The organism is Candidatus Magnetobacterium casense (assembly GCF_000714715.1).
GTDB lineage: Bacteria > Nitrospirota > Thermodesulfovibrionia > Thermodesulfovibrionales > Magnetobacteriaceae > Magnetobacterium > Magnetobacterium casense.
Genome location: NZ_JMFO01000001.1, coordinates 131,442 through 152,774 on the forward strand (window position 1 = coordinate 131,442; position 21,333 = coordinate 152,774).

Consider the following 21,333-nt stretch of genomic DNA (forward strand, 5'->3'; position numbering starts at 1 on the left):
AAAGTTCTGCTATACAAGGTCATGGTTATTATTGGTGATCCATTCACATGCCTCGACATCTTTTTCTTTGTGCAGTATCGGCGACTCCGAGTACTCAAGTATCAGGTACTCCATCTTACGTTTGACCAGGGCAAAGAGTTCTTCCCTGACCTCTTCTCCCGTCCAGAAATCGATGGGGAGTTTTATGAGTCCGCCGCCTTCTGCAATGCCCAGCGCCGACGTCTTGGAACCGCAGTTTGGCCCGAAACGCTCTCTCAAAAACTCGTTCAACGGCAGGGACAGGTCTGTACTCCTGGCCGATATCCGCACAAAGGAGTTGTCCACTATCGCCCACGTAACGGCCAGTTGTATCTCCGTCATGCGGATGAGGTTGTCTGCGATGATTGCCAGTTGGTCGGCGTCTTTGGAGGGTATAAACCCGATGCTCGTTACCAGTATGGCCTCTTTTATCTTCCAGCCACAGATGGCGTCCTTGAAATATTCAAAGTATCGCTGAGGCAGGGGATAGTTGAAGAAGTGCCGAAAGATATCCTGGTCTGCATATTCCAGCATCCTGGAGTAGGCAGAGATATCTCTGTCCGTAGCATTTAAGAGCATCTTCGTGTCACTGAAGACGCCAAGTACGGCAAGGGTAGCCTCCTGACTGTTCTTGGGAAAATTAATATTCAGCATAAAGGCCATTTCTACAAGCAAAGTCGTGGCCGCTCCGACCCTGTCTATCCACATAAAACGCTGTTCGGCCTCATCTTCTTTAATTCTTGCGTCTATCTCGTGATGGTCAAATATGACAATAGGATTTATAGTGCGCCCATGCAGACGTGCGTCATTTATCTGAGAGGAATCTACCAGGGCACAGGTCTGCACGTCTTTGGGCATATCCCTTATGGGAAGAAGCATTGAACCCAGATCGTACAGCGTATAAATCACACGGTTTTGAGGGTGCCCAAAGTTCCCGCAGTAATAAATATCCACCTTTATGCCAAAGGTAATGGCTATATAACGCAGGAGCATTGCCGAACCAATGGCGTCAGGGTCTATCTGCGTAATGACTATCGGTAGCGAGGTCATCCCTGTCATTACTTTCTTGAATTTTTCCAGTCTCTCTGTCATAAAAAAAACCCGTACGCCTATAGTTAAACACAACAAAAGCATACCTGTCAACAGCACAAAGCCCTCTCACAAAAAATATGTACGCCAATTATCTTTTCAGCTCCTGAGCCAACCTTTACAGAGATTGACAACAAATGCACTATAAGTGTATCCTTAAAAGACACTTATGATTAAATTTTTAAGAGAGGGATAAAATGAGGAGATTATTACAAGGGCGTGGTATTTTGGTTATTGCTGTGTTGTTTGCATGGATATCGGTAGTGATTTCATGCACCAAGAGTGAGGAACCCAAGCCGGAGATACCCATTAGTTCACAACAACTCCTGGAAAACAAAAATAAGCCCAAGGAGACAACACCACCCCCTGCACCGGAGGTCTCACCGGATGGTCATACCGCTCATACCAACGGCGATCAGCACGCATCCGGCAACGATCCGCACGAGCATGTGGCCGACAGCGAGCAGCACACATCCGGAAATGCGCATAAGGCTGATGACAGCGAGACCCGCCACAGCGCCGAAATAGTCGTTCCCGACAGCGTCAAGGGTAAGTGGGAATCGGTCAAACTGTCGATTACTGACAAACAGGCCAAAAAAAGCCAGATTATAAACATCAAGCTCGGCTCCGAGTATACCATACATGGCTCCAGCTTAAAGCTAAACGTTGGGGAGTTTCTGCCGGATTTTAAGATGGATGCCCTCACGATAACATCCATGTCTAACGAGACAAAGAATCCGGCCGTCAACGTCAAGGTCATCGAGGCCGGTAAAGAGATATTTAAGGGATGGTTGTACTCGAAATACCCCGAAATACATCCCTTTCAGCATGACAGATACGGAATAATCCTCATGGAGGGGATTAAAAAGAATTGATCCCCAGGCTCAGGGGACAGGACAAGGTGCAAAGGTTATGAAGATACTCGTGGTAGGTGGTGGAGGCAGGGAGCACGCCATTGTGTGGGCGCTTTCAAGGTGCAGACGTGTTGACAGGATATATTGTAGTCCCGGTAATGCCGGAATAGCCGAAATGGCCAGTTGCCTGAATATAAACGCTGATGACATCAAGGCACTGGTGGACTTTGCCAGGTACGAGTGGATAGACTACACTATTGTTGGTCCCGAGGTGCCGTTGGTTGCTGGCATCGTGGATGCTTTTACCAGGGAGGGACTCAAGATAATTGGGCCTACCAGTCAGGCAGCCAGACTTGAAGGCAGCAAGGTCTTTGCCAAGGACTTCATGAAGCGATATGGCATCCCCACTGCGCAGTATCGGGTTTTTACGTCTTACCTCCATGCCGAGGAGTACGTCAAGCTCATGGGCACGCCGGTGGTGATAAAGGCCGACGGTCTGGCTGCCGGCAAGGGAGTTATCGTGGCCTGGTCGGTAGATGAAGCCATTGATGCCATAAGGCTCATCATGAAGGACAGGGCATTTGGCGAAGCCGGTGACAGGGTCGTCGTGGAGCAGTGCATAGAGGGACAGGAGGCCTCCTTTATGGTATTCACCGACGGAGACCATGTGATCCCAATGGTCAGTGCGCAGGACTACAAAAGGGCTTTTGATGCCGACCGAGGGCCTAATACGGGTGGCATGGGGGCAATAACCCCGGCCTCCGTTATCAACAGCTCTCTGCATCAAATCGTAATGAACAAGGTGATATACCCCACGCTCAACGGCTTACACAAGGAGGGCATGGTGTACAAGGGGATACTGTATGCGGGGTTGATGATAAAAGACGGCGTGCCATACGTGCTGGAGTTTAACTGTCGCCTTGGCGATCCGGAGGCACAGGCAGTGCTTATGCGCCTGGATACCGACCTGCTCGATATTATGATAGCCATACATGAGGGATCGCTCAATCAACTGGATGTCCGTTGGAAACCCGGGGCATCAATGACGTTGGTGCTTGCATCGGGGGGGTATCCGGGGAGTTTCAACAAGGGCGTCGTCGTTAACGGGCTTGAGTCCTTAAAGGCAAAGGATGACCTGTGCGTATTTCACAGCGGCACGACCTTTGACGGCAACAACGTGGTAACAACTTCCGGCAGGGTCTTGGCGGTTACTGCCGCCGGGCCAAGCATCAGCGCAGTGCGCCAAAATATCTATGAAAACGTAAAAAACATCGGCTTCGACGGCATGTTCTACCGCAACGACATAGGGGCATGAGTGCCCCACCCCCTTGACCCCATTTTACCATGCTTTTTTAAGAGGATACCTATTTTACGTGGTGCGATTGAAATCCTTGACAAGTGCTTAATCTTAAAATTATAATGAGTGTGGGAAAAGATTTATGATCGTGCATTTGAAGGACCTAAAGGAAGAGGGGCTTGTTGTTGATCTCAAGGCAGAGATATCGCCCGACGACGTGCGGATGCGCGGGCCGGTGTGTGGTAGCCTCCTGATCCACAGGGCCGGCGATAGCGTGTCGATCAGCGGTACGGTACGGCTGGAAATGATACTGACGTGCAGCCGGTGTCTGACGGAGTTTGACGACAACCTCGATATCGACATCAATCTGACGTACATGCCCCTGCAGGATGAAGCCACAGAGGACGATGACCTGCAGGTAACCGACATGGATATCGGCTTTTATGCGAACGACGAACTCGACATTCATCAGATTGTAACGGAGCAGATACTTTTAAACATACCGATGAAGATAGTGTGCCAGGAGCAGTGCCTGGGGCTGTGTCCCACGTGTGGGTTAAACCTCAACGATGGCCCCTGCCGGTGTAACAACGGAGTTGCTGCTGCCGCACACAACGAAACAGACTTCAAGACGGAGGGCAGTGCAAACTACCTCGACAGACTCAGAACAAAATACAGAGTAAGATAAAGGAGTTATCAGGCGATGGCAAATCCAACATCAAGACATTCAAGGGCAAGAAGGGATAAGCGCAGGGCAAACTGGAAGGGTGTAATACCGCATCTGATAAAGTGCCCCGACTGTGGAGAACTGAAGATGCCTCACAGGGCATGTGGCAGTTGCGGCATGTACGATGGCAGAAACATCTTAGAGGTCGTAGAAAAAGAGTAATCTTATGATTATAGCGTTAGATGCAATGGGTGGTGACAAGGCGCCGGAGGTTACGTTAGAGGGTGCAATTGAATCTCTCAGACTGTACAAGGATATCAGTATCATACTTGTCGGAGATGAGGAGATAATCAAAAAGCACCTGCACGGCAAGAGTTACCCCAGGGAGAGGTTGAGCATCCGTCATGCCTCACAGGTGGTTGACATGCAGGAGACGCCCACTGCGGCGTTACGGCAGAAGCGCGACTCGTCCATACGTGTTGCGGTGGAGTTGGTCAAACATGGCGAGGCAGGGGCCGTGGTCAGTGCCGGCCACTCCGGGGTTGCGCTGGCAACCTCCCTGACGCTTTTGAAGAAGGCCCCCGGTGTGGACAGACCTGCGATTGCGGCCTTTATGCCCACACTCAAAGGACGATTCCTGTTGATAGACGCAGGGGCCAACGTCGATTGCAAGCCGATCAATCTGCTGCAGTTTGCCACCATGGGCAGTGCCTACCACAGTGCAGTCATGGGGATAAAATCTCCTAAGGTTGCACTGATAAGTATCGGGGAAGAAGACTCAAAGGGCAACGACCTCACAAAGGAGGCTTTTAAGATGCTGAAGGCATCGGGTCTCAACTTCGTGGGCAACATTGAGGGCAAGGACATCTTTAGGGGTGCGGCTGACGTGGTGGTCTGCGACGGCTTCATTGGCAACACCACACTGAAGATAAGCGAAGGCCTCGCCGAAGTCATACTAAAAATGCTCAAGGCTGAGATGTCAAACTCGTATGCGGGCAGACTTGGCTATCTGCTGATGAAACCGGCCATCAGGAGTTTCAAGAAGAACACCGATTATGCAGAGTACGGTGGCGCCCCGCTGTTGGGCATAAACGGTACCTGCATCATCTGCCATGGACGCTCATCCGCAAAGGCAATCAGAAACGCTATAAAGGTCACCAATCAACTGGTTAAGGTAGACATAAACAGAATAATCTCCGACGCAATAGAGAAGTCTATGCAAGACATGCACGGGCAGGGATTAATTGAGGGCCAAGGTTGAGGGGTAAGATTTGAGGGCTAAGATTATATCAACGGGGTCATACCTGCCTGAGCGGGTTCTCACCAACCATGACCTCGAACAGATCGTCAACACCACCGACCAGTGGATAATCGAACGCACCGGGATCACAGAGCGGCACATAGCCGGCGATACCCAGAGCGTCTCAGACCTTGCTGCGGAGGCGGCCATGACGGCCCTCAGGCGTGCGTCAATCAGTGCCGATTCCATAGACCTCATCATCGTGGCCACCATAACAGGGGATATGCCCGTCCCTGCCACTGCGTGCTTTTTGCAAAGGAGCATTGGTGCCGTTAATGCGGCGGCCTTTGACGTCAATGCGGCATGTTCGGGGTTTATCTATGGTCTGTCGGTGGCCAATGCCTACATACTGGCCGGTCTGTACAGGCGGATATTGGTCATAGGGGCAGAGACGCTTTCAAAGGTGACCGATTGGGAGGACAGAAACACCTGTGTCCTTTTTGGCGACGGTGCCGGGGCTGTGATCGTGGAACCGGTGGAGGGAGACAACGGTATCCTCTCCATCGACATATATTCCGATGGCACGATGGCCGAGATGCTTCAACTGCCCGGTGGAGGGTCGAGGTATCCCACCACCACCGAAACCATAAATAACCACATGCACTATATCAAAATGAAGGGCAACGAAACATTCAAGGTTGCAGTGCGCACGCTGGAAAGACTCGTTACCGACGCCCTGGCAAAAAACAACCTGACAGCCTCCGACCTGGCCCTGCTTATCCCGCACCAGGCAAACATGCGGATTATCTCTGCAACCGCCGACCGCCTGGGTATCGGCATGGACAAGGTTATGGTCAATCTCCACAAGTGTGGCAATACCTCGGCAGCCTCCATACCCATTGCCCTGGATGAGGCCGTGGTAGCCGGCAGGGTTAAGGCCGACGACGTCATACTGCTTGAGGCCTTTGGCGGCGGGTTGACCTGGGCATCTGCTCTTATCAGGTGGTAGCAGATGTCATAGAAAAACGCCTGCAATATCAAATATAAAACTCATTCTCACGCGTGAATGGGTTGCCTCACTACACACACACTGCGACGGGGTCAAGGGGGCTTCTTCGTGCCCGGGGTGGCTCACCCCTCCCCTTGCAGGGGGTTCTGAAGGGGGGGAGTCGCCCCTTTCTTTCTTTGTATCACATGCAATCGAAAGGCGCTATGAATTCACGCACACAAAGTCTGTGGAATTTGCTAAGATAAGACTATGCTGTTTGCAATGTCAAGGGTCCTGGTACATGGCAGAAGAAAAACGGTCTTGATTCCTTAAACGATGACTGCCAGGAGACAGTTTTTAATACAGTTGGTGCGGGTCTTTTTTCTGATCTGTCTGGATGTCCTGGCCTTTTATACGTCGCTGTTTGCCGCCTGGTACATCAGGGATGCCCTGTTGCCTCTGGTGTTTAAGGGGTTGACCGAAAACTTTACCTTTGGCATGTACGTGGGGTTGTGGTGGGTGCCGGTTACTTATGTGTCGTTCAATGCCTATAACGGGATGTACGGCACCAGACTGCCCTTCTGGGATGACACCAGGCGGTTGATCACAAGCCTTACGCTGAGTATGTTGATTGTCATGGTGATCGTCAATATCGGGCAGATGTCGGCAGAGATATCACGTGTGATCCTGGTGCTGCTGTGGTGCATATCGCTCTTTGTCTTTCCTGTATACCGGTTGTTGGGCAAGAGGGCGCTTTTTAGCTTTTGCATCTTTAAGACCAGGGCGCTCATACTCGGAGCAGGTAACACCGGCAGGCTTATAAACCAATGGCTGACACGTGAGAAGGCCATCGGCATTGAGGTTGTGGGCTTCCTCGATGACGACCAACAGAAGATAAACACCCTTGTCGATGGCAAGATGGTCTTTGGAGAGATATGCAGCTATACGCAACTGATCAAAAACCTCAAGGTAAGCACGGTAATAATAGCCCTGCCCTCACTTGGCCCCAAGCGTATCGCCACGCTTGCATTTGAACTGCAACTGTGCATAAAGGACATCATGATCGTGCCCGACCTCTGTGGCGTGGCGCTGTTGAACACGGAACTGTTGCACCTGTTTTATGAGGAGATATTCCTGCTGAAGATCAGGAACAACCTCAAGTTTGTCAAAAACCGTATTATGAAGCGATTGTTTGATATTGTTTCGGGCATTGTCCTGTTGCCGGTGTTGTTGATTATGGTTGGGGTTATTGGTCTGCTCATACGGCTTGAGTCACGGGGGCCTGTCATCTATTCGCACCTGAGGATCGGCAAAGGAGGAAGGCCCTTTAAGTGCTACAAGTTTCGCACGATGGTCAAGGATGCCGACACCATGCTTGCCACCCTCCTGCAGAGCGACTCCAATCTCAGGGAGTGGCAGCAGCACTACAAGTTGACAAACGACCCCAGGGTCACCAGGATAGGCAACTTTCTGCGAAAGACATCGCTGGATGAGTTGCCACAGATATTCAATGTCCTCAAGGGGGAGATGAGCATCATCGGCCCACGTCCTGTGACCGAACACGAGGTGGAGACCTACTACAAGGAGTTAGCCGAGGCATGTTTTTCCGTGCTGCCTGGCATCACGGGGCTGTGGCAGGTATCGGGCAGAAACGACACCACCTACGACTACAGGATCAGACTCGATAACTGGTACATTATGAACTGGTCCCTGTGGCTTGACATCGTCATACTGATAAAGACCGTTTCGGTGGTGTTCTTTATGAAGGGGGCCAGGTGAAATGCCGTATTGCGTAACGTTGTCAAACTATCCGGGGATGTGCTAAACTATAATTATTAAGACGACAGGTAGCATGGGAAATTGTTAAAAGTATGGCAAAAAAGAAAAGAATAGTGTTCATAAGTCATTGTGGGACCGACACTTGGGTGGCAAAAAAAGTAGCGGATGAAATAACCTCACGTGGGGCACAACCTTTTCTTGAAGAGGTTGATGGATATGTTGGAACAGAATTTGAGGAAGGAATTCGCAACATGCTTGAAAAGACAAGTGAACATTTAGTGTTGTATACTCCCCGGGCTATTAGTCGTCCATATATCTGGGCGGAAATTGGAGTTTCCTGGTCACGGCGTATACTGATTGCTGTTTTGCTGTGTGGACTGACAAAAGAGGAATTTCTGTCTAATGTTAACGTACCTGTTTTTCTAAAGGGAAGAGATACTATCAGTATCAACGACATCGATAGATATCTTGATGAATTGCACCAACGAGTAAATAACGTTAAAGGAAGGGGCAAGAAATGAAAGAGCAAATTTTTATCTCCAGTGCAATGCAAGATAGTGAGTGGGTTTCATTGTTCTTTGATGAATTAAGGCAGACAGGGGTAACTGTATGGTTTTTCACGAAAGATAAAAATATTGTTCAGGGAAGCAGTATCGTAGACTTAATGGAAAAGGCTTTAAGAGAGAGCAACGTCATGGTGGTAATTATCAGCAAGAACAGCATTACCAGTCAATGGGTTTTCTTTGAGATAGGGGTTGCTATAGCAGATGAAAAGAGAATCATCCCAGTTGTTATAGATGATGTGCCATATGAGAGTTTTCCTGTACGTTTAAAGGCAGCAGCTTGCTTTCATGAAAAATCCCCCTCAAAGGCCGCAATAAAGGTGGCAAGTTTTCTGAAATCTGAGTCTAAGACAGGACATCACAAGCAATTGATTCATTAAGTGGATAAGTACCTTCTAAGGAGGCTCTACAACGGTCTTAAGCTGCGCCCGCTTAAGATTGCCGCCGTCAGGGCACTGGAGGCCTTTAACCTCCCCGTCTATCGCCTTGCCATCGATACCAACAACGCCTGCAATCTACGCTGTATCATGTGCTATATGTCTCGCAAGGAGTTCAGGCAACAGTTCAGTGTGATGCCCCTTGAGATATTTGAGTGTCTTGCCAGGGACATCTTTGGGATGGTGCGAGTGCTGGAACTTTCCTGCGGGTATGAGCCATTTCTGACCAGAAATTTCATGGACTACCTGAGAGTTGCCAGGCGCTATTGTCACGGCGTCATCAGCGTGTGTACCAACGCGACCCTCCTGGATGACAACACCATCGGCAGCATCGTCACGGAGGGCTTGCTGGATGAACTCATCATCAGCATCGATGGCCTGACCGAGGCAACCTACAACCGCATCCGGCCAAATGGCAACTTCAACAGCGTCCTGGCTGCACTGAGCGCCATCAAGACTCATCGCGGCAAGGGCGGCTCCCCAGTGGTCAGGATAAACTACACCATGCTGCACTCAAACATCGAAGACTTAAGCCACATGTATGACTTTGCCAGAGACTATGGTGTTGGCGTTGTGCAGTTGAGACACGCCAGGCTGGCACGACCATTTGAGGAGTTGTTTGAACAGTCGCTGTTCTACCACCAGGAGCTGTATGACAGGACGATCAGCTCACTGAGGCTCAAGTTTGACATCAACCCCTCGGATGTTGTGTTGTTACATCCGCCGTTGTTTTCGCAGAGACAGTCGGTGCCCGCCACCAAATCGCAGTGTGCCTATCCGTGGTTTTACTTCATCATCGCAAGTAACGGGGATGTCAAGCTCTGTCACAGCAGCGTTGTCGGCAATATCAATGAGCGGTCCTTTAGTGCGATTTTGAGGTCGGATCGGGTCAGAGACATTCGCCGTCGTCTGCTAAGGGGTGAGCACGGGGCGGTCTGCGGCAATTGTCTGACAATCAACGACGTCAGTGACGTCAATCAACCGGAGACCTTCATCCGCCCCGATAAAGACTTCAGGCCATATACATAGCTGACATTACATGCCGGCAATCTTGCAAGTCAAGCCAATCATTAATCCGTTACAAGGAACGTCTCCAGCACCATCATCCCCTTGTAGACCCTGGCACCCCTGTCTGTAAGCACGTATGCCCTGCTTGCATCCTGCGTGATAAGGCCGCAGTCCTTCAACAGCTTGAGGTGGAATACCAACCGTGTGTGGTCAACCAGGGAGAGTTCACGATTTAGCTCCATAAAGCGCATGGACTGATGATGAACCAGCTTGATCAGCTTGCGTCTCAACGGATTTGAGATGGTGCCCAGGACGAAATCCATATCAATGGTGCTGATTTCCTTGCCAAAGTTATTTGAACAAATCTCGCGGTTTACGATTTTTAGGAGGGTTTCAGCCCTAATGGGTTTTTGCAGATAATCTGCCGCCCCATGTTTGATAGACTCTATGGCATCTTCAATGGAGGCCAGGTCAGTGATAATAACAACCTTGGTTCTGGGTTTTATCTTTCGAAGCTCTTTGATGGTCTCAATGGCGTTGATACCTGGCATTGCGGCATCCATCAGGATAATGTCAAAGTCGTCCACGGAGGTCTTGCTGATGGCCTCTTGTGCACTTGCGGCATCGTCTGTATAATAACCGGCAGCGGTCAGGATTTCAGTTATTCGATTCCTGACATCAGGGTCATTGTCTACAACAAGGAGCCTTTTCATTGCCCACCTACAGCAGGCAAGATTGTAGTGTTCGTTTGGCTGCTGCCATAAAACCCCAGATCGCAAAAACGGCTGCCGTTTATAGACTCATCATGGGATTGCTTGATTTTTAGCCCAGAAAACCGCAGGGCAAGGCTTACTTTTGTTAAATAATTACTTATCTCCCGGGCTAAATGACATAATACACTTGTTGTACGATTAAAATTGGTTTCATCCTGCTTACCCTCACACCCCCTCACCACACCACACAGTTGAACAGCGTAAGGTATAACTTCACGTTTTTTAGTATTAAATAATCCATGTTTTCTTGCCTTCCCTGCATAATTATTTAATGACTGAAGTATATATAAAAGAGTTCACGTTTGTCAATAGGACGAAAATCCCCCCTGCTTTTTTTGCGTTTATCACTGGAAAGAGAAGTCTGCAAAGACGTCATTGACGTCTATCTCCAGCCCTTCAATGACCCTGGATTTGACGATTCCTTCTCCTTCGGCTGCTGAAAAGAGCTTGTATCTATCCCCTTCGATGGTAAACACCTCTATGGTTTCAAGCTCAGGGAAGACTATCCAAAATTCAGGCACCTTATAACGCTCATATATATCCCTCTTTGTCACCGTGTCTTTGACGTGAGAGCCTTTTGAGACGATTTCACACACCATGTCCGGTACGCCTCTTATCATGGGAGGGGTTAGGGGAGGGTGGTAAGTGTACAATTATCACTACTTGTGTAGGACTACCTTTTTATATTGGGTAGTCCTGCAGTGATAGTGATATTGCCATCCCCCTCCCTTTATGGGAGGGGTTAGGGGAGGGTGGTAAATTTACGATCATCACTACTTGTGCAGGACTACCTTATATTGTTACTCGGTTTCGCCTGTCAGGCGATAGTACTTGATAGTAAGGTTGACCAGCTTGCTGGTTGTGTCTCTCAGCCTCTCTGTGAGGGCCTTGAGGATGATGCGAAAGTCCTCGGAGGTCTTGTTGATTTCGGTGTCAAGATAGTCTTTGTCAAACAAGCCGACCTTGACGGTGCCCACCGCCACTGCCGATGCAGAGCGTGGTTGGCGGTCTATGAAACTCATGTGTCCAAAGATATCCCCTGCAGCAAGATGTGTAACCGTTAGATCAACGCCGTTGTCTTTTACATTGATCGCAACCTTACCTGAGAGGATCACATAAGTACCTTCGCCAAAGGAGCCTTGTTTAATAATATGTTGACCATCCTCATATATCTCTGTAGTGGCTATTTTTTTCATCTCTTCCTCCTGCGTTTAAGTTTTTCTGTTGCATCCCACTGTATGCCATCCCCATACGGAGTGGGGGATAACAGGGGAGCAGTCTAATAGCGTACATTATTTTAATAGCACCGTCGATAAACACGCCTGTGGAGTACTATTGATACTCAACTCCTGTGCCCTTGATGACCTCACCTATGATGTTGGCCTGCTGGCCGGATTGGCTGAGTACCTCCAGCGCCCTTTGTGCGTCCTCCCGGTGGGTTATAAGCACGTAGCCGATCCCCATATTGAAGGTCTTAAACATCTCCTGGTTATCGACATTACCCATTTTTTGTACCAGTTGGAATATGGGTGGGACGTCCCATGAGGAGTGTCGTATGCGTATCCCATGGCCTTGGGGGAGGATGCGAGGGAGATTGCCGGTAAGCCCGCCGCCGGTTATGTGGGCCATGGCCTTGATTTTGAGGGTTTCTCTGGCGTTGAGTATGGTCTTGACGTATATCTTTGTTGGGGTCAGGAGTTCCTCACCGAGCGTCTTGCCAAGGACTGGCATGTGGGCGTTGACATCGAGCTGATTGATGTCCAGGAAGAGCCTCCGGATCAGGGAGTAGCCATTACTGTGCAGACCGGTTGAGGCAAGCCCTATGACACTGTCACCTGCCTGTATGTCGTTGGGGTCAACGACGTCACCCCTGTTGAGGATGCCAACGACAAAGCCCGATATGTCGTACTCGTTTTCGGCATAAAATCCCGGCATTTCGGCGGTCTCTCCACCCACCAGCGAGCACCCCGCCTGGAGGCAGCCCTCAGTGATACCCCTGAGGATATCCACAGCCACGGCCTTGTCCAGTCTGCCCACGGCCAGGTAGTCGAGGAAAAACAACGGCTCTGCCCCTGCCGTCAGTATATCATTTGCGCACATGGCCACCAGGTCGATCCCGATGGTGTCGTGCTTGTTGAGCATAAAGGCGAGTTTGAGTTTTGTACCCACGCCATCGGTGCTGCTGACCAACACGGGGTCATTGTACCTGGTCAGGTCTACCCTGAACAGCGAATAAAATGCACCTATGTCACTGAGTACCTCCTTGCGAAAGGTCCTCCTGACCATCGGAGTGATTTCGTTTATAAAGTCATCGGCTTGGGCTATGTTAACGCCCGCATCTTTATATGTAAGTGGTGTGTTGTTCATGTGTCTATGACCATTATATCAGGTTCTCTTTCTTGTGCAGTGTCTGAAGTGCTGCACAGGCTGCGTTTATTTGGGCGGTTTTTTTGCTTTTGCCGGTTCCCGTTGCCAAGGGCTGGGCGTTTAGACAGACCTCGTAGACAAAGGTCTTGTTGTGGTCGTCACCGGTCTCACTCACCAGCCTATACTCGGGCAGGGTTGCAAACAGTGTCTGACTCAGCTCCTGGAGGGTTGTCTTGTAGTCGTAGGGGTGGTGTTGGTTTATGGCCTTGTTGATGGTGGAGGCGTACAGGTGTGCGATTACGTTTTTGACCACTACGTAGTCGCTGTCGAGGTAGACCGCACCGATAATGGCCTCCAGGGTATTTGCGATCAGCGAGTTTTTTTTTCTGCCACCGGTTAACTCCTCGCCCTTGCCCAGTCTGATGTATTGTCCGATATTCATCTCCAGGGCCAGTTGGGCAAGAATATCCCTTGAGACCAGGTAGGACTTCAGCTTAGACATCTCCGCCTCCGACAGGGATGCGTTTTCTCTAAAGAGTATATCCGTTATAGCCATTCCCAGAACGGCATCCCCCAGGAACTCAAAACGCTCGTTGTAAGCGCAGCTCTTGCCGGGACTCTCGTGAAAGTAGGAGCGATGAGTCAATGCCTCTATGAGCAACCCCTTGTCTCTGAAGGTATAGTTCAAGAGTCCTTCAAGTGTCTCAAGGCCACTATCTACTGGCTCTGACTGTATTGAGGGTTGTCCTGACTGCCCATTGGTTTGGAACTTAGGCACAGGCTTTATCGTAGAGGAGTCAGAAGTCATCCTTGTATTTCTTAAACACCAGACATGCGTTGGTACCACCGAATCCGAAGGAATTTGACAGGGCGTAGTTTATCTCTGCCTTGCGTGCCCTGTGAGGGACGTAATCGAGGTCGCATATGGGGTCGGGCTCATCGAGATTTATGGTTGGTGCAATGATGCCATTATATATGCTGAGGGCACAGATGACCCCCTCGACACCGCCTGCTGCTCCGAGCAGATGACCTGTCATTGACTTTGTTGAGCTGATGGCCACCTTATAGGCATGTTCTTTGAAAAGGTTTTTGATGGCAATGGATTCCAGCTCATCGTTGATTTTAGTAGAGGTGCCGTGTGCGTTTATGTAGTCTATGTTTTCCGGTGCGATCTGTGCGTCATTGATGGCGGCCTTCATGCACCTGTATGCACCCTCTCCCTCGGGGGAAGGGGCGGTGATGTGGTAGGCGTCTGCGCTCATGCCGTAGCCTACTATTTCACAATATATCCTGGCGCCTCTGTCGGTGGCATGTGAGAGACTTTCTATGAGCATGACCCCGCAGCCTTCGCTCATGACAAAGCCGTCTCTGCCAAGGTCAAAGGGGCGACTTGCCTTTTGAGGGTCGTTGTTTCTGCGGGAGAGTGCCTTCATGACCGCAAAGCCCGAAATGGCCAGGGGAGTGAGCACTGACTCTGCTCCGCCGGTAAGCATGACGTCGGCATCGCCTCTCTTGATCAGCCTAAATGCCTCTCCTATGGCATGATTGCCCGATGCACACGCCGTCACAATGGCAGAATTAGGACCCTTCATACCATACTTCATAGAGACGCTGCCGGCAGCAAGGTTTATTATCATCATGGGGATAAAGAAGGGGGAAACCTTTTTGTAGCCACCATCGAGGTATGCCTTGTAGTAGTGTTCGAGGGTTGGCAGACCTCCCATGCCAGAGCCTATGATTACGCCACAGCGGTCGGAGTTTTCCTCCGCCATTTTAAGCCCTGAGTCTTTCATAGCCATCTCTGAGGCGCCCATGGCAAAATGGATGAAGCGGTCCATCTTTTTTATTTCTTTGGGATGAATGTAGTCTTCGGGGGTAAAGTCATCCACCTCGCCGACTATCTGCACGGGAAGGTCAGGGTCGTTGAACCTGGTTACCTTGCCTATACCGCTTGTGCCCGCTAACAGGGCATTCCATGTCTTGTCTACCCCGGTACCTACAGGGGTTATCACTCCTAGTCCGGTTACTACTACCCTGTTTTTTTCCATGACATACTGCTACTTATCGCCGAGTTTTTTGGTGATATAATCTATGGCGTCACATACTCGTGTGATCTTTTCGGCCTCTTCATCGGGGATTTGTACCCCAAAGGCCTCCTCAAAGGCCATTACAAGCTCCACCGTGTCGAGTGAATCGGCCCCAAGGTCCTCTATAAACGACGCCTCCGGCTTTACCTGCCCTGGGTCTATACTCAACTGCTTTGCTATAATTGCCTTTACCTTTTCGTCTACCATTTAGATAACCTCCATCATGATGTTTCAACTCTATCGAGCTTATGTTGAATTACAATAATCATTTGTTTGTAAGAAAATAAACGGCTACAGGGGTGGTATACCCCCGCTGCTTTACATATACATCCCGCCATTGATGTGGATGCAGTTGCCGGTGATATAGCCAGACTGCGGGGAGGCCAGAAAGGCCACGGCATTGGCCACGTCCGTGATTTCACCGAATCTTCCCATCGGTATGGCGCCAAGCATCTCCTCCTTGACCTTATCGGGAAGGGCATCGGTCATGGCGGTAACAATGAAGCCCGGGGCAACGGCATTGACCGTCACGCCTCGCTTTGCGTACTCCTTGGCCGCCGTCTTTGTAAGTCCGATGATACCGGCCTTGGAGGCGGCATAGTTGGCCTGACCGGGGTTGCCCATGAAGGCCACCACTGAGGCTATGTTTACGATCCTGCCGTAGCGTTGCCTTGACATTATCTTTATGGCCTCCCTGCTGCACAGAAAGACGCTCTTGAGGTTTATGTTCAGTACGGCGTCCCAGTCTTCATCTTTCATGCGCAGGATCAGGGCATCTCGCGTAATCCCTGCATTGTTTACCAGGATGTCAAGTCTGCCAAAGCGTTCAGATATGGCTGCAAAGGCCGTTTCCACCTCGGCGCCGCTGGAGACGTCAAACTTCATCGCCACGGCCTTTACTCCCTCAACGGAGCCTTCTGTTGCCGTATCTTTTTCGATCTCCCGGGCGGTTTCCTCTGCCTGCTGGAGATTTACGTCAGAGATTATGACGCTTGCACCTCTGCGCGCTAACACCCTGGCTATCTCCTTGCCAATGCCTCGTGCCGAACCGGTTATCAGAGCCACCTGTCCATTCATAACTATCTTATTTTACCTCCTTATACTACTTGGAGTAATTTTAGCAAATGGACTCATAAATAATCCAGTCTTTTTTTTGCGTTGCCCTCAGGCTGGTGGTGATTACGGGCACTCAGAAGAATTTTCCTGATACCGGGCAAAAATTTCCTGCCCCTGCCTACCCTCCAACGTGCCTCACCCAGGTGTTTGCTGCATGATACCACACACTATGTCACTGGCATGACAACTGCAAGACCATAAGCGGTCTAAATAATTTAAACTAATCTTATACGGAGGTGCACAACAGATGAAGACAACAAGGTTATTAACAGGATTTTTGATGGTGGCGGTGCTGGCGGTGGTGCTGGTGTCGCTGTTTAAGGGAATGGGGGCAGGGATGCTGCTAAACGTTGACGCATTCGTGATAGTCATTGGTGGTACGTTTGTGGGGTCCCTCATAGGGTTCCCGATGCGTAGGATCAAGGCCACGTTTGCTGACGTCATCAGTTCGTTCAGGGACAAGGGCGATAAGGACTACATCGTCAGGGAGATTCAGGAGTGTGCGTCTATTAATCGCAATGACGGTTTGCGTGCACTTGAGGACAAGGTATCCGAGATCAGGGATGACTTCCTGCGCTTTGGTATCAACCTGGTGGTAAACAGCTACAGTGACAACGCAATCAGGGATATCATGGAAAGGGAGATGAACAACAGGCTTGTCAACCTCAACTTCAGCCAGAACGTACTAAAGACCATAGCGCGTCTGACGCCGTCGTTGGGTCTTGCCGGTACGGTGGTGAGTCTTATAAAGATGTTCAAGAGCTTGGATTCAGTTGAGACCCTGGCCCCGATGATGGCCGTTGCCTTGATGTCTACGTTCTATGGCGTGATTGCCTCAAATCTCATAGCGATACCGCTGTGTGCAAAGCTCAAGGAGCGGGCGATGATGTTGGAGGCTCATATGGCCTTGGTAATTACCGGTACCATGTGTGTGAGCGACCTGGAACACCCCACAAAAATTGAAGAGAAGCTTAGGCAGTACGACGACGTAGAAGAGGCCGTGGGCTTTAAGGGTCAGTTGAGAACGATACCGGCAAGTGGTCTCTTACGTTAAGAGATTTGCCGTATAATATGAAGGATATGGGTTGGTTATGACAAGCAAGGCTAAAAACGGGATTGACAATACAAGGGGCATAATGAAAGCCTACCGCGCACGACTATTGGAGAGGTCGGGTTCGTCCTCGGAGGACAACCTGTGGCTGTTTACAATGACGGATGTTATGTCGCTGTTGCTGGTGTGTTTTGTCATGTTCTTTATAATAACGAACAAGCACAAGGTAACTGCTCAGGAGTCGAAGGTCCACAAGGCCGTCGTGGTTGAGACCAAGGAGGAAGGGCTGCAGAGGGACATTGAAACACCGGTCTCTGTAGCAGACGATGCCACGGTAGACGTGCCCGTAGCAACAACCGAGGTTGCCATAACGGGCGAAATAGCCTCGCTTATCAGGGAGCTTGATCTCCAGGATGATGTCAGTGTGACAGCCATGAACAAGGACATAGTTGTAACGATGAGGGAGAATGTCAGCTTTGCCCCTGGTGCGGCCACTGTGCTTGCCCCCTCAACTCCGGTACTGGACAACATCGCCGAAATCATCAACCGGTATCCGGGGCTTATGGTCGAAATTGACGGACACACCGATAACGTGCCGATCCGTACTGCCCTGTATCCCTCAAACTGGGAACTCTCCGCAGCCAGGGCAACCAGCGTGCTAAGGTACTTCATCGCCAAACACGACATAGAACCCTCCAGGCTCTACGTAAAGGGCAACGCCGACAGTCGCCCCATCACCCCAAATGACACGCCGGAGCACAGGGCGCAAAACAGAAGGGTCGAAATCAGGCTCAAAGAGGTATCATCCTAAGACGACAACAGAAGAAAAGAAGGAGGGCGGTTTGTGGCAGGGGTGCCTCACCCCCTCCGCCCCTCTTTTTTTCTTCCGGTCAAATGCGATTACCCTGCTTCTGTCCATGGGCTTATTGCATTCTGATTGACAGATAGTTTAGAATAAGGACATGTTTTCTATAGATTTTACATTGCCGTTGCGGCTAAAGAGGAAGACCAGCCATTGGGTGGCAACATGTCCTGTGCTGGATATTACGACACAAGGTGACAATGAGCAAGAGGCTAAGACCAACCTGATAGAAGCCACAAATTTATTTCTCTCAACCTGTATAGAAAAAGGCACTATTGACGATGTACTCAAGGGCTGTGGATTTACACTTATACGTAAAAAAGCAACCGTTAAAGAAAGTCGATGCACAAAGAAGAATCAATACACAGTGTCGTTACCGTTTAGGGTACGCACTCAAAGTGAGTGTCACGTCTAACACCAATTAACTGGAAAGTACTTGAGTGTATATTTCAGGAACTTGGTTTTGTATTTCATCGTCAGGATGGTTCACATCGTGCTTACTGGAAAGATGGTATTATCAGGCCAGTGATTATACCGGTTTACAATCAAATAGAGGTAGATATTATCAAAAGTAATATGAGAACAGCCGGTCTTGACAGAGAAACATATTTTAAGTATCTCGATAGATGCAAAAAACGAAGTTAATCTTAGGGACACTCCTGCCGCTGCCCATTTATGCTGTCAGTCCTTAAAGAAGCTCCCGACGATGAAGACCCCAAATGCCACCAGCACAATGGTACCTCCACTTGCGATGTCAAAGTAGTAGGACAACAGCAGGCCCGATATCACTGACAGCAACGAAAACACCACCGACAGTAGCAAAGTCTGCTTAAAGCTGCGTGCAAACTGCATGGCCGTCAACACGGGAATGACCATCAGGGCGCCAATGAGCAACATGCCCACGACACGGATGCAGGCCGATATTGTCACTGCGGCAAGCACCACGATTATGATGTTGAAGTTTTTGGGTTTGATGCCGCTTGCCTGGGCATATTCTTCGTCGAAGGAGGTTGAAAACAGGGGGTTGTACAGGGCAATCACAATGCCGATGACGACAACGGCCAGTATGAGGATGTATATCAGGTCTCGTTGCGTTACTGTGGTGATGCTGCCAAAGAGGAAGCTGAAGAGGTCTACGTTAAAGCCCTTTGCCAGGCTGATGAGGACGACGGCCAGTGCCATCCCTGCCCACAGAAACAGCCCCACGGCGGATTCCCCGTAGACCTTGCCCCTGCTCTTTAGCTGTTCGATCCCAAAGGCCGTTGCCACCGACACCAGCATTGCCCAAAGCTCCGGATACGTCTTTGTCAGCAGTCCCAGGGCCACGCCAACCAACGACACGTGCGCAAGCGTATCGGCCATCATCGAATAGCGCCGAATAACCAGGTACGTCCCGATCAGCGGGGCCATCACCGCTATGACCACCCCAGCGGCAAAGGCCCGTCGCATAAACCCCAGTTCAAATATCTCTAACAAAAAAACACCTTATTTACCCAAACAGCTTTAAACGTAGTTCGGTCAGTGGAAACAGCGGACCGGGGTCAAATTTCCTGCCTGGTGCAATGTCGTCATGGCCAAGTATGTCCTTAACGGAGGGGTAGTTCTGCTTTATTAGGTGGCACAGGTCAAGCACTGCCTCTGTCTGGGCGTCGGAGTAGCTCATCCAGAGCCGCTTGGTGTGTTCATGTTTGTGCGTTGCCTCTGAAACGTCCTCTGCTGCAACCGGTTGGTTGAGTTCGCTGCGATAGGAGCCGTCGTCCGTCTTTTTCACGTATCCGGCGTTTATGATCTCAATGCCTGCCGAGTAGCTGTTCAGGCCATTGTGTCCTCCCCAGTAGCTTATGCCAGCGTGCCAGGCGGCATCATTGAGACTGACGAGCTGCTCTATGGTGCCATCTCGATCTACGACGAAGTGTGCGGATGTCTGCCTGGGTGTCATGAAGAAATCAACAACACCCCTGAAGCCAAGTCCAACGGTATAGTGAATGATGATGTACTCAAGGTGTCCCCTGAGCCTGTTGGCATAGACGTTGGGCGACGATTTACCCTTAAAACAGGGTGTGACCAAACCCGTTGCCTTGTCCAGTTTCATGTCCATTAGGTTAAGCATACTCCTTTGCTTGCCTGTATTTCGATTGCTAAAAGCAACCTTGTCTTAGTGTTGATGACTGAGGGAGCTGACCTTTCTGCCGTATGCCTCCTCGATCAACTGTTCGTGAGTGAAGTCGTTGGGTGGACCGTGACAGAACAGGCGTTTGTTGAGGCACATGATGTTGCGCACCTCCTTGGAGATGACCCCGATGTCGTGGGAGACAAAGAGGACCGTGATACCGAACTGACTGTTGAGGTGTTTGAGAAATGCGTAGAACCGCTCCTGCGAAACGATGTCAACGCCCACAACCGGTTCATCGAGGATGAGTACGTCGGGTTCACCGGCAAGGGCGCGGGCAATAAAGACCCTCTGGCGTTCTCCGCCTGAGAGCGTACCGATAATGCGGTTGCTGTAGTCATCGAGTTCCGTGATCATCATGGCACGTTGGATGGCGTCGCGATCGGCCTTTCTGAACCTTCCAAACAGGCCCATTCTGGCCGTGCGTCCACTGGCCGTTATTTCGTAGACGGTGGTGGGGAAGTAAAACCCCTGCTGGGTTGCCCGTTGGGAGACGTAGCCGATTTTAAAGCGTTCGTTAAAGGTCTCACCGGGTTGTCCAAAGAGTTTGATCTGGCCGCTGGTGGGACTGAGCAGGCCCAGTATCAGCTTAAGCAGCGTGGTCTTACCGCCGCCATTGGGGCCTATGATGCCGAGGTAGTCGCCCTGTTCCACGTCCAGGGTCACGCTTTCAAGCACCCTGGTGCCGTTGTAGTCAAAGCTCAGTTGCTCTATCTCTATGCACGCCCCTCGCTTCATTTGCATGACAGGGCGATGCGCAGGTTTTTGATGAGGCGTACCTCTGGTCGTGGTTCAGACTCGTGTGATTCAACGCCCGTTGGAATGACGTTTGTCTCCTGCACCTCAACCAGCGCAAGCGCATGGCTCAGGAGTAATACAACAGTCAACAAAACGGTTCTTATCATAAACATACTATATTGAGCCTCTTGCAAAACTCCTAAATTTTAATGATATTTTAGCCCTCCCT

27 protein-coding genes are annotated in these 21,333 nt (G+C 50.3%); 14 read left to right on the forward strand and 13 right to left on the reverse strand.

The window, feature by feature from the left end; genetic code table 11:
- Positions 1-9: 9 nt before the first annotated feature.
- Positions 10-1,110: a DHH family phosphoesterase gene (locus Mcas_RS00560; RefSeq protein ID WP_040333344.1), complete on the reverse strand. Its 1,101-nt coding sequence runs from the start codon at positions 1,108-1,110 to the stop codon at positions 10-12.
- 194 nt (positions 1,111-1,304) lie between these two features.
- On the opposite strand from Mcas_RS00560, the gene Mcas_RS15930 reads away from it, so the two are divergent.
- The 10 genes from Mcas_RS15930 (at position 1,305) to Mcas_RS00610 (ending at position 9,961) form a co-directional block, all read left to right on the forward strand.
- Entirely contained in the window at positions 1,305-1,982 is a 678-nt protein-coding gene (locus Mcas_RS15930; RefSeq protein ID WP_081853488.1) for a DUF2155 domain-containing protein, read from the forward strand.
- Between the two features lie 37 nt (positions 1,983-2,019).
- A complete protein-coding gene (gene purD / locus Mcas_RS00570; RefSeq protein ID WP_040333345.1) occupies positions 2,020-3,276 on the forward strand; it encodes a phosphoribosylamine--glycine ligase in 1,257 nt (418 codons plus the stop codon).
- A gap of 124 nt (positions 3,277-3,400) precedes the next feature.
- Positions 3,401-3,946 carry a YceD family protein gene (locus Mcas_RS00575; RefSeq protein WP_040333346.1) on the forward strand — a complete coding sequence of 182 codons (546 nt, stop codon included), beginning with the start codon at positions 3,401-3,403 and terminating at the stop codon, positions 3,944-3,946.
- Between the two features lie 15 nt (positions 3,947-3,961).
- On the forward strand, positions 3,962-4,147 hold the full coding sequence (rpmF, locus tag Mcas_RS00580) for a 50S ribosomal protein L32 (RefSeq protein WP_040333347.1): 186 nt from the start codon (positions 3,962-3,964) through the stop codon (positions 4,145-4,147).
- Positions 4,148-4,151: 4 nt separating this feature from the next.
- Positions 4,152-5,186, forward strand: a complete 1,035-nt coding sequence (plsX, locus tag Mcas_RS00585; protein ID WP_052566636.1) for a phosphate acyltransferase PlsX — start codon at positions 4,152-4,154, stop codon at positions 5,184-5,186.
- A gap of 10 nt (positions 5,187-5,196) precedes the next feature.
- Positions 5,197-6,174: a beta-ketoacyl-ACP synthase III gene (locus Mcas_RS00590; protein ID WP_040333348.1), complete on the forward strand. Its 978-nt coding sequence runs from the start codon at positions 5,197-5,199 to the stop codon at positions 6,172-6,174.
- 315 nt (positions 6,175-6,489) lie between these two features.
- On the forward strand, positions 6,490-7,932 hold the full coding sequence (gene wbaP / locus Mcas_RS00595; RefSeq protein ID WP_040333350.1) for an undecaprenyl-phosphate galactose phosphotransferase WbaP: 1,443 nt from the start codon (positions 6,490-6,492) through the stop codon (positions 7,930-7,932).
- A gap of 92 nt (positions 7,933-8,024) precedes the next feature.
- Entirely contained in the window at positions 8,025-8,453 is a 429-nt protein-coding gene (locus Mcas_RS00600; protein WP_040333352.1) for a toll/interleukin-1 receptor domain-containing protein, read from the forward strand.
- On the forward strand, positions 8,450-8,875 hold the full coding sequence (locus tag Mcas_RS00605) for a toll/interleukin-1 receptor domain-containing protein (protein ID WP_040333354.1): 426 nt from the start codon (positions 8,450-8,452) through the stop codon (positions 8,873-8,875). The genes Mcas_RS00600 and Mcas_RS00605 overlap by 4 nt, the downstream gene beginning before the upstream one ends.
- Entirely contained in the window at positions 8,876-9,961 is a 1,086-nt protein-coding gene (locus Mcas_RS00610; RefSeq protein WP_040333356.1) for a radical SAM protein, read from the forward strand.
- A 41-nt stretch (positions 9,962-10,002) separates the two neighbouring features.
- Here the strand turns inward: Mcas_RS00610 and Mcas_RS00615 are convergent, their stop codons facing one another.
- The 8 genes from Mcas_RS00615 to fabG all read right to left on the reverse strand — a co-directional run bounded on the left by Mcas_RS00615 (position 10,003) and on the right by fabG (position 16,244).
- Entirely contained in the window at positions 10,003-10,653 is a 651-nt protein-coding gene (locus Mcas_RS00615) for a response regulator (RefSeq protein ID WP_040333357.1), read from the reverse strand.
- Between the two features lie 404 nt (positions 10,654-11,057).
- Complete coding sequence (locus tag Mcas_RS00620) at positions 11,058-11,312, reverse strand: Uma2 family endonuclease (RefSeq protein WP_052566637.1); 255 nt, start codon at positions 11,310-11,312, stop codon at positions 11,058-11,060.
- A 201-nt stretch (positions 11,313-11,513) separates the two neighbouring features.
- Positions 11,514-11,909, reverse strand: a complete 396-nt coding sequence (locus tag Mcas_RS15935; protein ID WP_052566638.1) for a Crp/Fnr family transcriptional regulator — start codon at positions 11,907-11,909, stop codon at positions 11,514-11,516.
- 136 nt (positions 11,910-12,045) lie between these two features.
- Positions 12,046-13,080 (reverse strand): phosphoribosylformylglycinamidine cyclo-ligase, encoded by a 1,035-nt coding sequence (purM, locus tag Mcas_RS00630; protein ID WP_040333358.1) that lies wholly within the window; start codon positions 13,078-13,080, stop codon positions 12,046-12,048.
- Positions 13,081-13,093: 13 nt separating this feature from the next.
- Positions 13,094-13,858 (reverse strand): ribonuclease III, encoded by a 765-nt coding sequence (rnc, locus tag Mcas_RS00635; protein WP_162176215.1) that lies wholly within the window; start codon positions 13,856-13,858, stop codon positions 13,094-13,096.
- A 19-nt stretch (positions 13,859-13,877) separates the two neighbouring features.
- Positions 13,878-15,128: a beta-ketoacyl-ACP synthase II gene (gene fabF / locus Mcas_RS00640; protein WP_040333360.1), complete on the reverse strand. Its 1,251-nt coding sequence runs from the start codon at positions 15,126-15,128 to the stop codon at positions 13,878-13,880.
- Between the two features lie 9 nt (positions 15,129-15,137).
- Positions 15,138-15,374, reverse strand: coding sequence for an acyl carrier protein (gene acpP / locus Mcas_RS00645; RefSeq protein WP_040333361.1), 237 nt, complete (start codon positions 15,372-15,374; stop codon positions 15,138-15,140).
- 111 nt (positions 15,375-15,485) lie between these two features.
- Positions 15,486-16,244, reverse strand: a complete 759-nt coding sequence (fabG, locus tag Mcas_RS00650; protein WP_156032957.1) for a 3-oxoacyl-[acyl-carrier-protein] reductase — start codon at positions 16,242-16,244, stop codon at positions 15,486-15,488.
- 286 nt (positions 16,245-16,530) lie between these two features.
- On the opposite strand from fabG, the gene Mcas_RS00655 reads away from it, so the two are divergent.
- The 4 genes from Mcas_RS00655 (at position 16,531) to Mcas_RS19070 (ending at position 18,841) form a co-directional block, all read left to right on the forward strand.
- Positions 16,531-17,337 carry a motility protein A gene (locus Mcas_RS00655; protein ID WP_040333364.1) on the forward strand — a complete coding sequence of 269 codons (807 nt, stop codon included), beginning with the start codon at positions 16,531-16,533 and terminating at the stop codon, positions 17,335-17,337.
- Between the two features lie 37 nt (positions 17,338-17,374).
- Positions 17,375-18,145 (forward strand): OmpA/MotB family protein, encoded by a 771-nt coding sequence (locus tag Mcas_RS00660; protein ID WP_040333366.1) that lies wholly within the window; start codon positions 17,375-17,377, stop codon positions 18,143-18,145.
- A 151-nt stretch (positions 18,146-18,296) separates the two neighbouring features.
- A complete protein-coding gene (locus Mcas_RS00665; protein WP_156032959.1) occupies positions 18,297-18,611 on the forward strand; it encodes a type II toxin-antitoxin system HicB family antitoxin in 315 nt (104 codons plus the stop codon).
- Positions 18,599-18,841: a type II toxin-antitoxin system HicA family toxin gene (locus Mcas_RS19070; protein WP_081853491.1), complete on the forward strand. Its 243-nt coding sequence runs from the start codon at positions 18,599-18,601 to the stop codon at positions 18,839-18,841. The genes Mcas_RS00665 and Mcas_RS19070 overlap by 13 nt, the downstream gene beginning before the upstream one ends.
- Positions 18,842-18,877: 36 nt before the next feature.
- On the opposite strand, the gene Mcas_RS00670 is transcribed toward Mcas_RS19070, so the two are convergent.
- Genes Mcas_RS00670 through Mcas_RS17915 form a run of 4 tightly spaced genes read right to left on the reverse strand, consistent with a single transcriptional unit; the run spans position 18,878 to position 21,277 of the window.
- Positions 18,878-19,672, reverse strand: a complete 795-nt coding sequence (locus Mcas_RS00670) for a metal ABC transporter permease (RefSeq protein WP_052566640.1) — start codon at positions 19,670-19,672, stop codon at positions 18,878-18,880.
- A gap of 13 nt (positions 19,673-19,685) precedes the next feature.
- Positions 19,686-20,294 (reverse strand): N-acetylmuramoyl-L-alanine amidase, encoded by a 609-nt coding sequence (locus Mcas_RS00675; protein WP_052566641.1) that lies wholly within the window; start codon positions 20,292-20,294, stop codon positions 19,686-19,688.
- Between the two features lie 57 nt (positions 20,295-20,351).
- Positions 20,352-21,110, reverse strand: a complete 759-nt coding sequence (locus Mcas_RS00680) for a metal ABC transporter ATP-binding protein (RefSeq protein ID WP_052566642.1) — start codon at positions 21,108-21,110, stop codon at positions 20,352-20,354.
- Positions 21,101-21,277 (reverse strand): hypothetical protein, encoded by a 177-nt coding sequence (locus Mcas_RS17915; protein WP_156032961.1) that lies wholly within the window; start codon positions 21,275-21,277, stop codon positions 21,101-21,103. The genes Mcas_RS00680 and Mcas_RS17915 overlap by 10 nt, the downstream gene beginning before the upstream one ends.
- Positions 21,278-21,333: the final 56 nt, after the last annotated feature.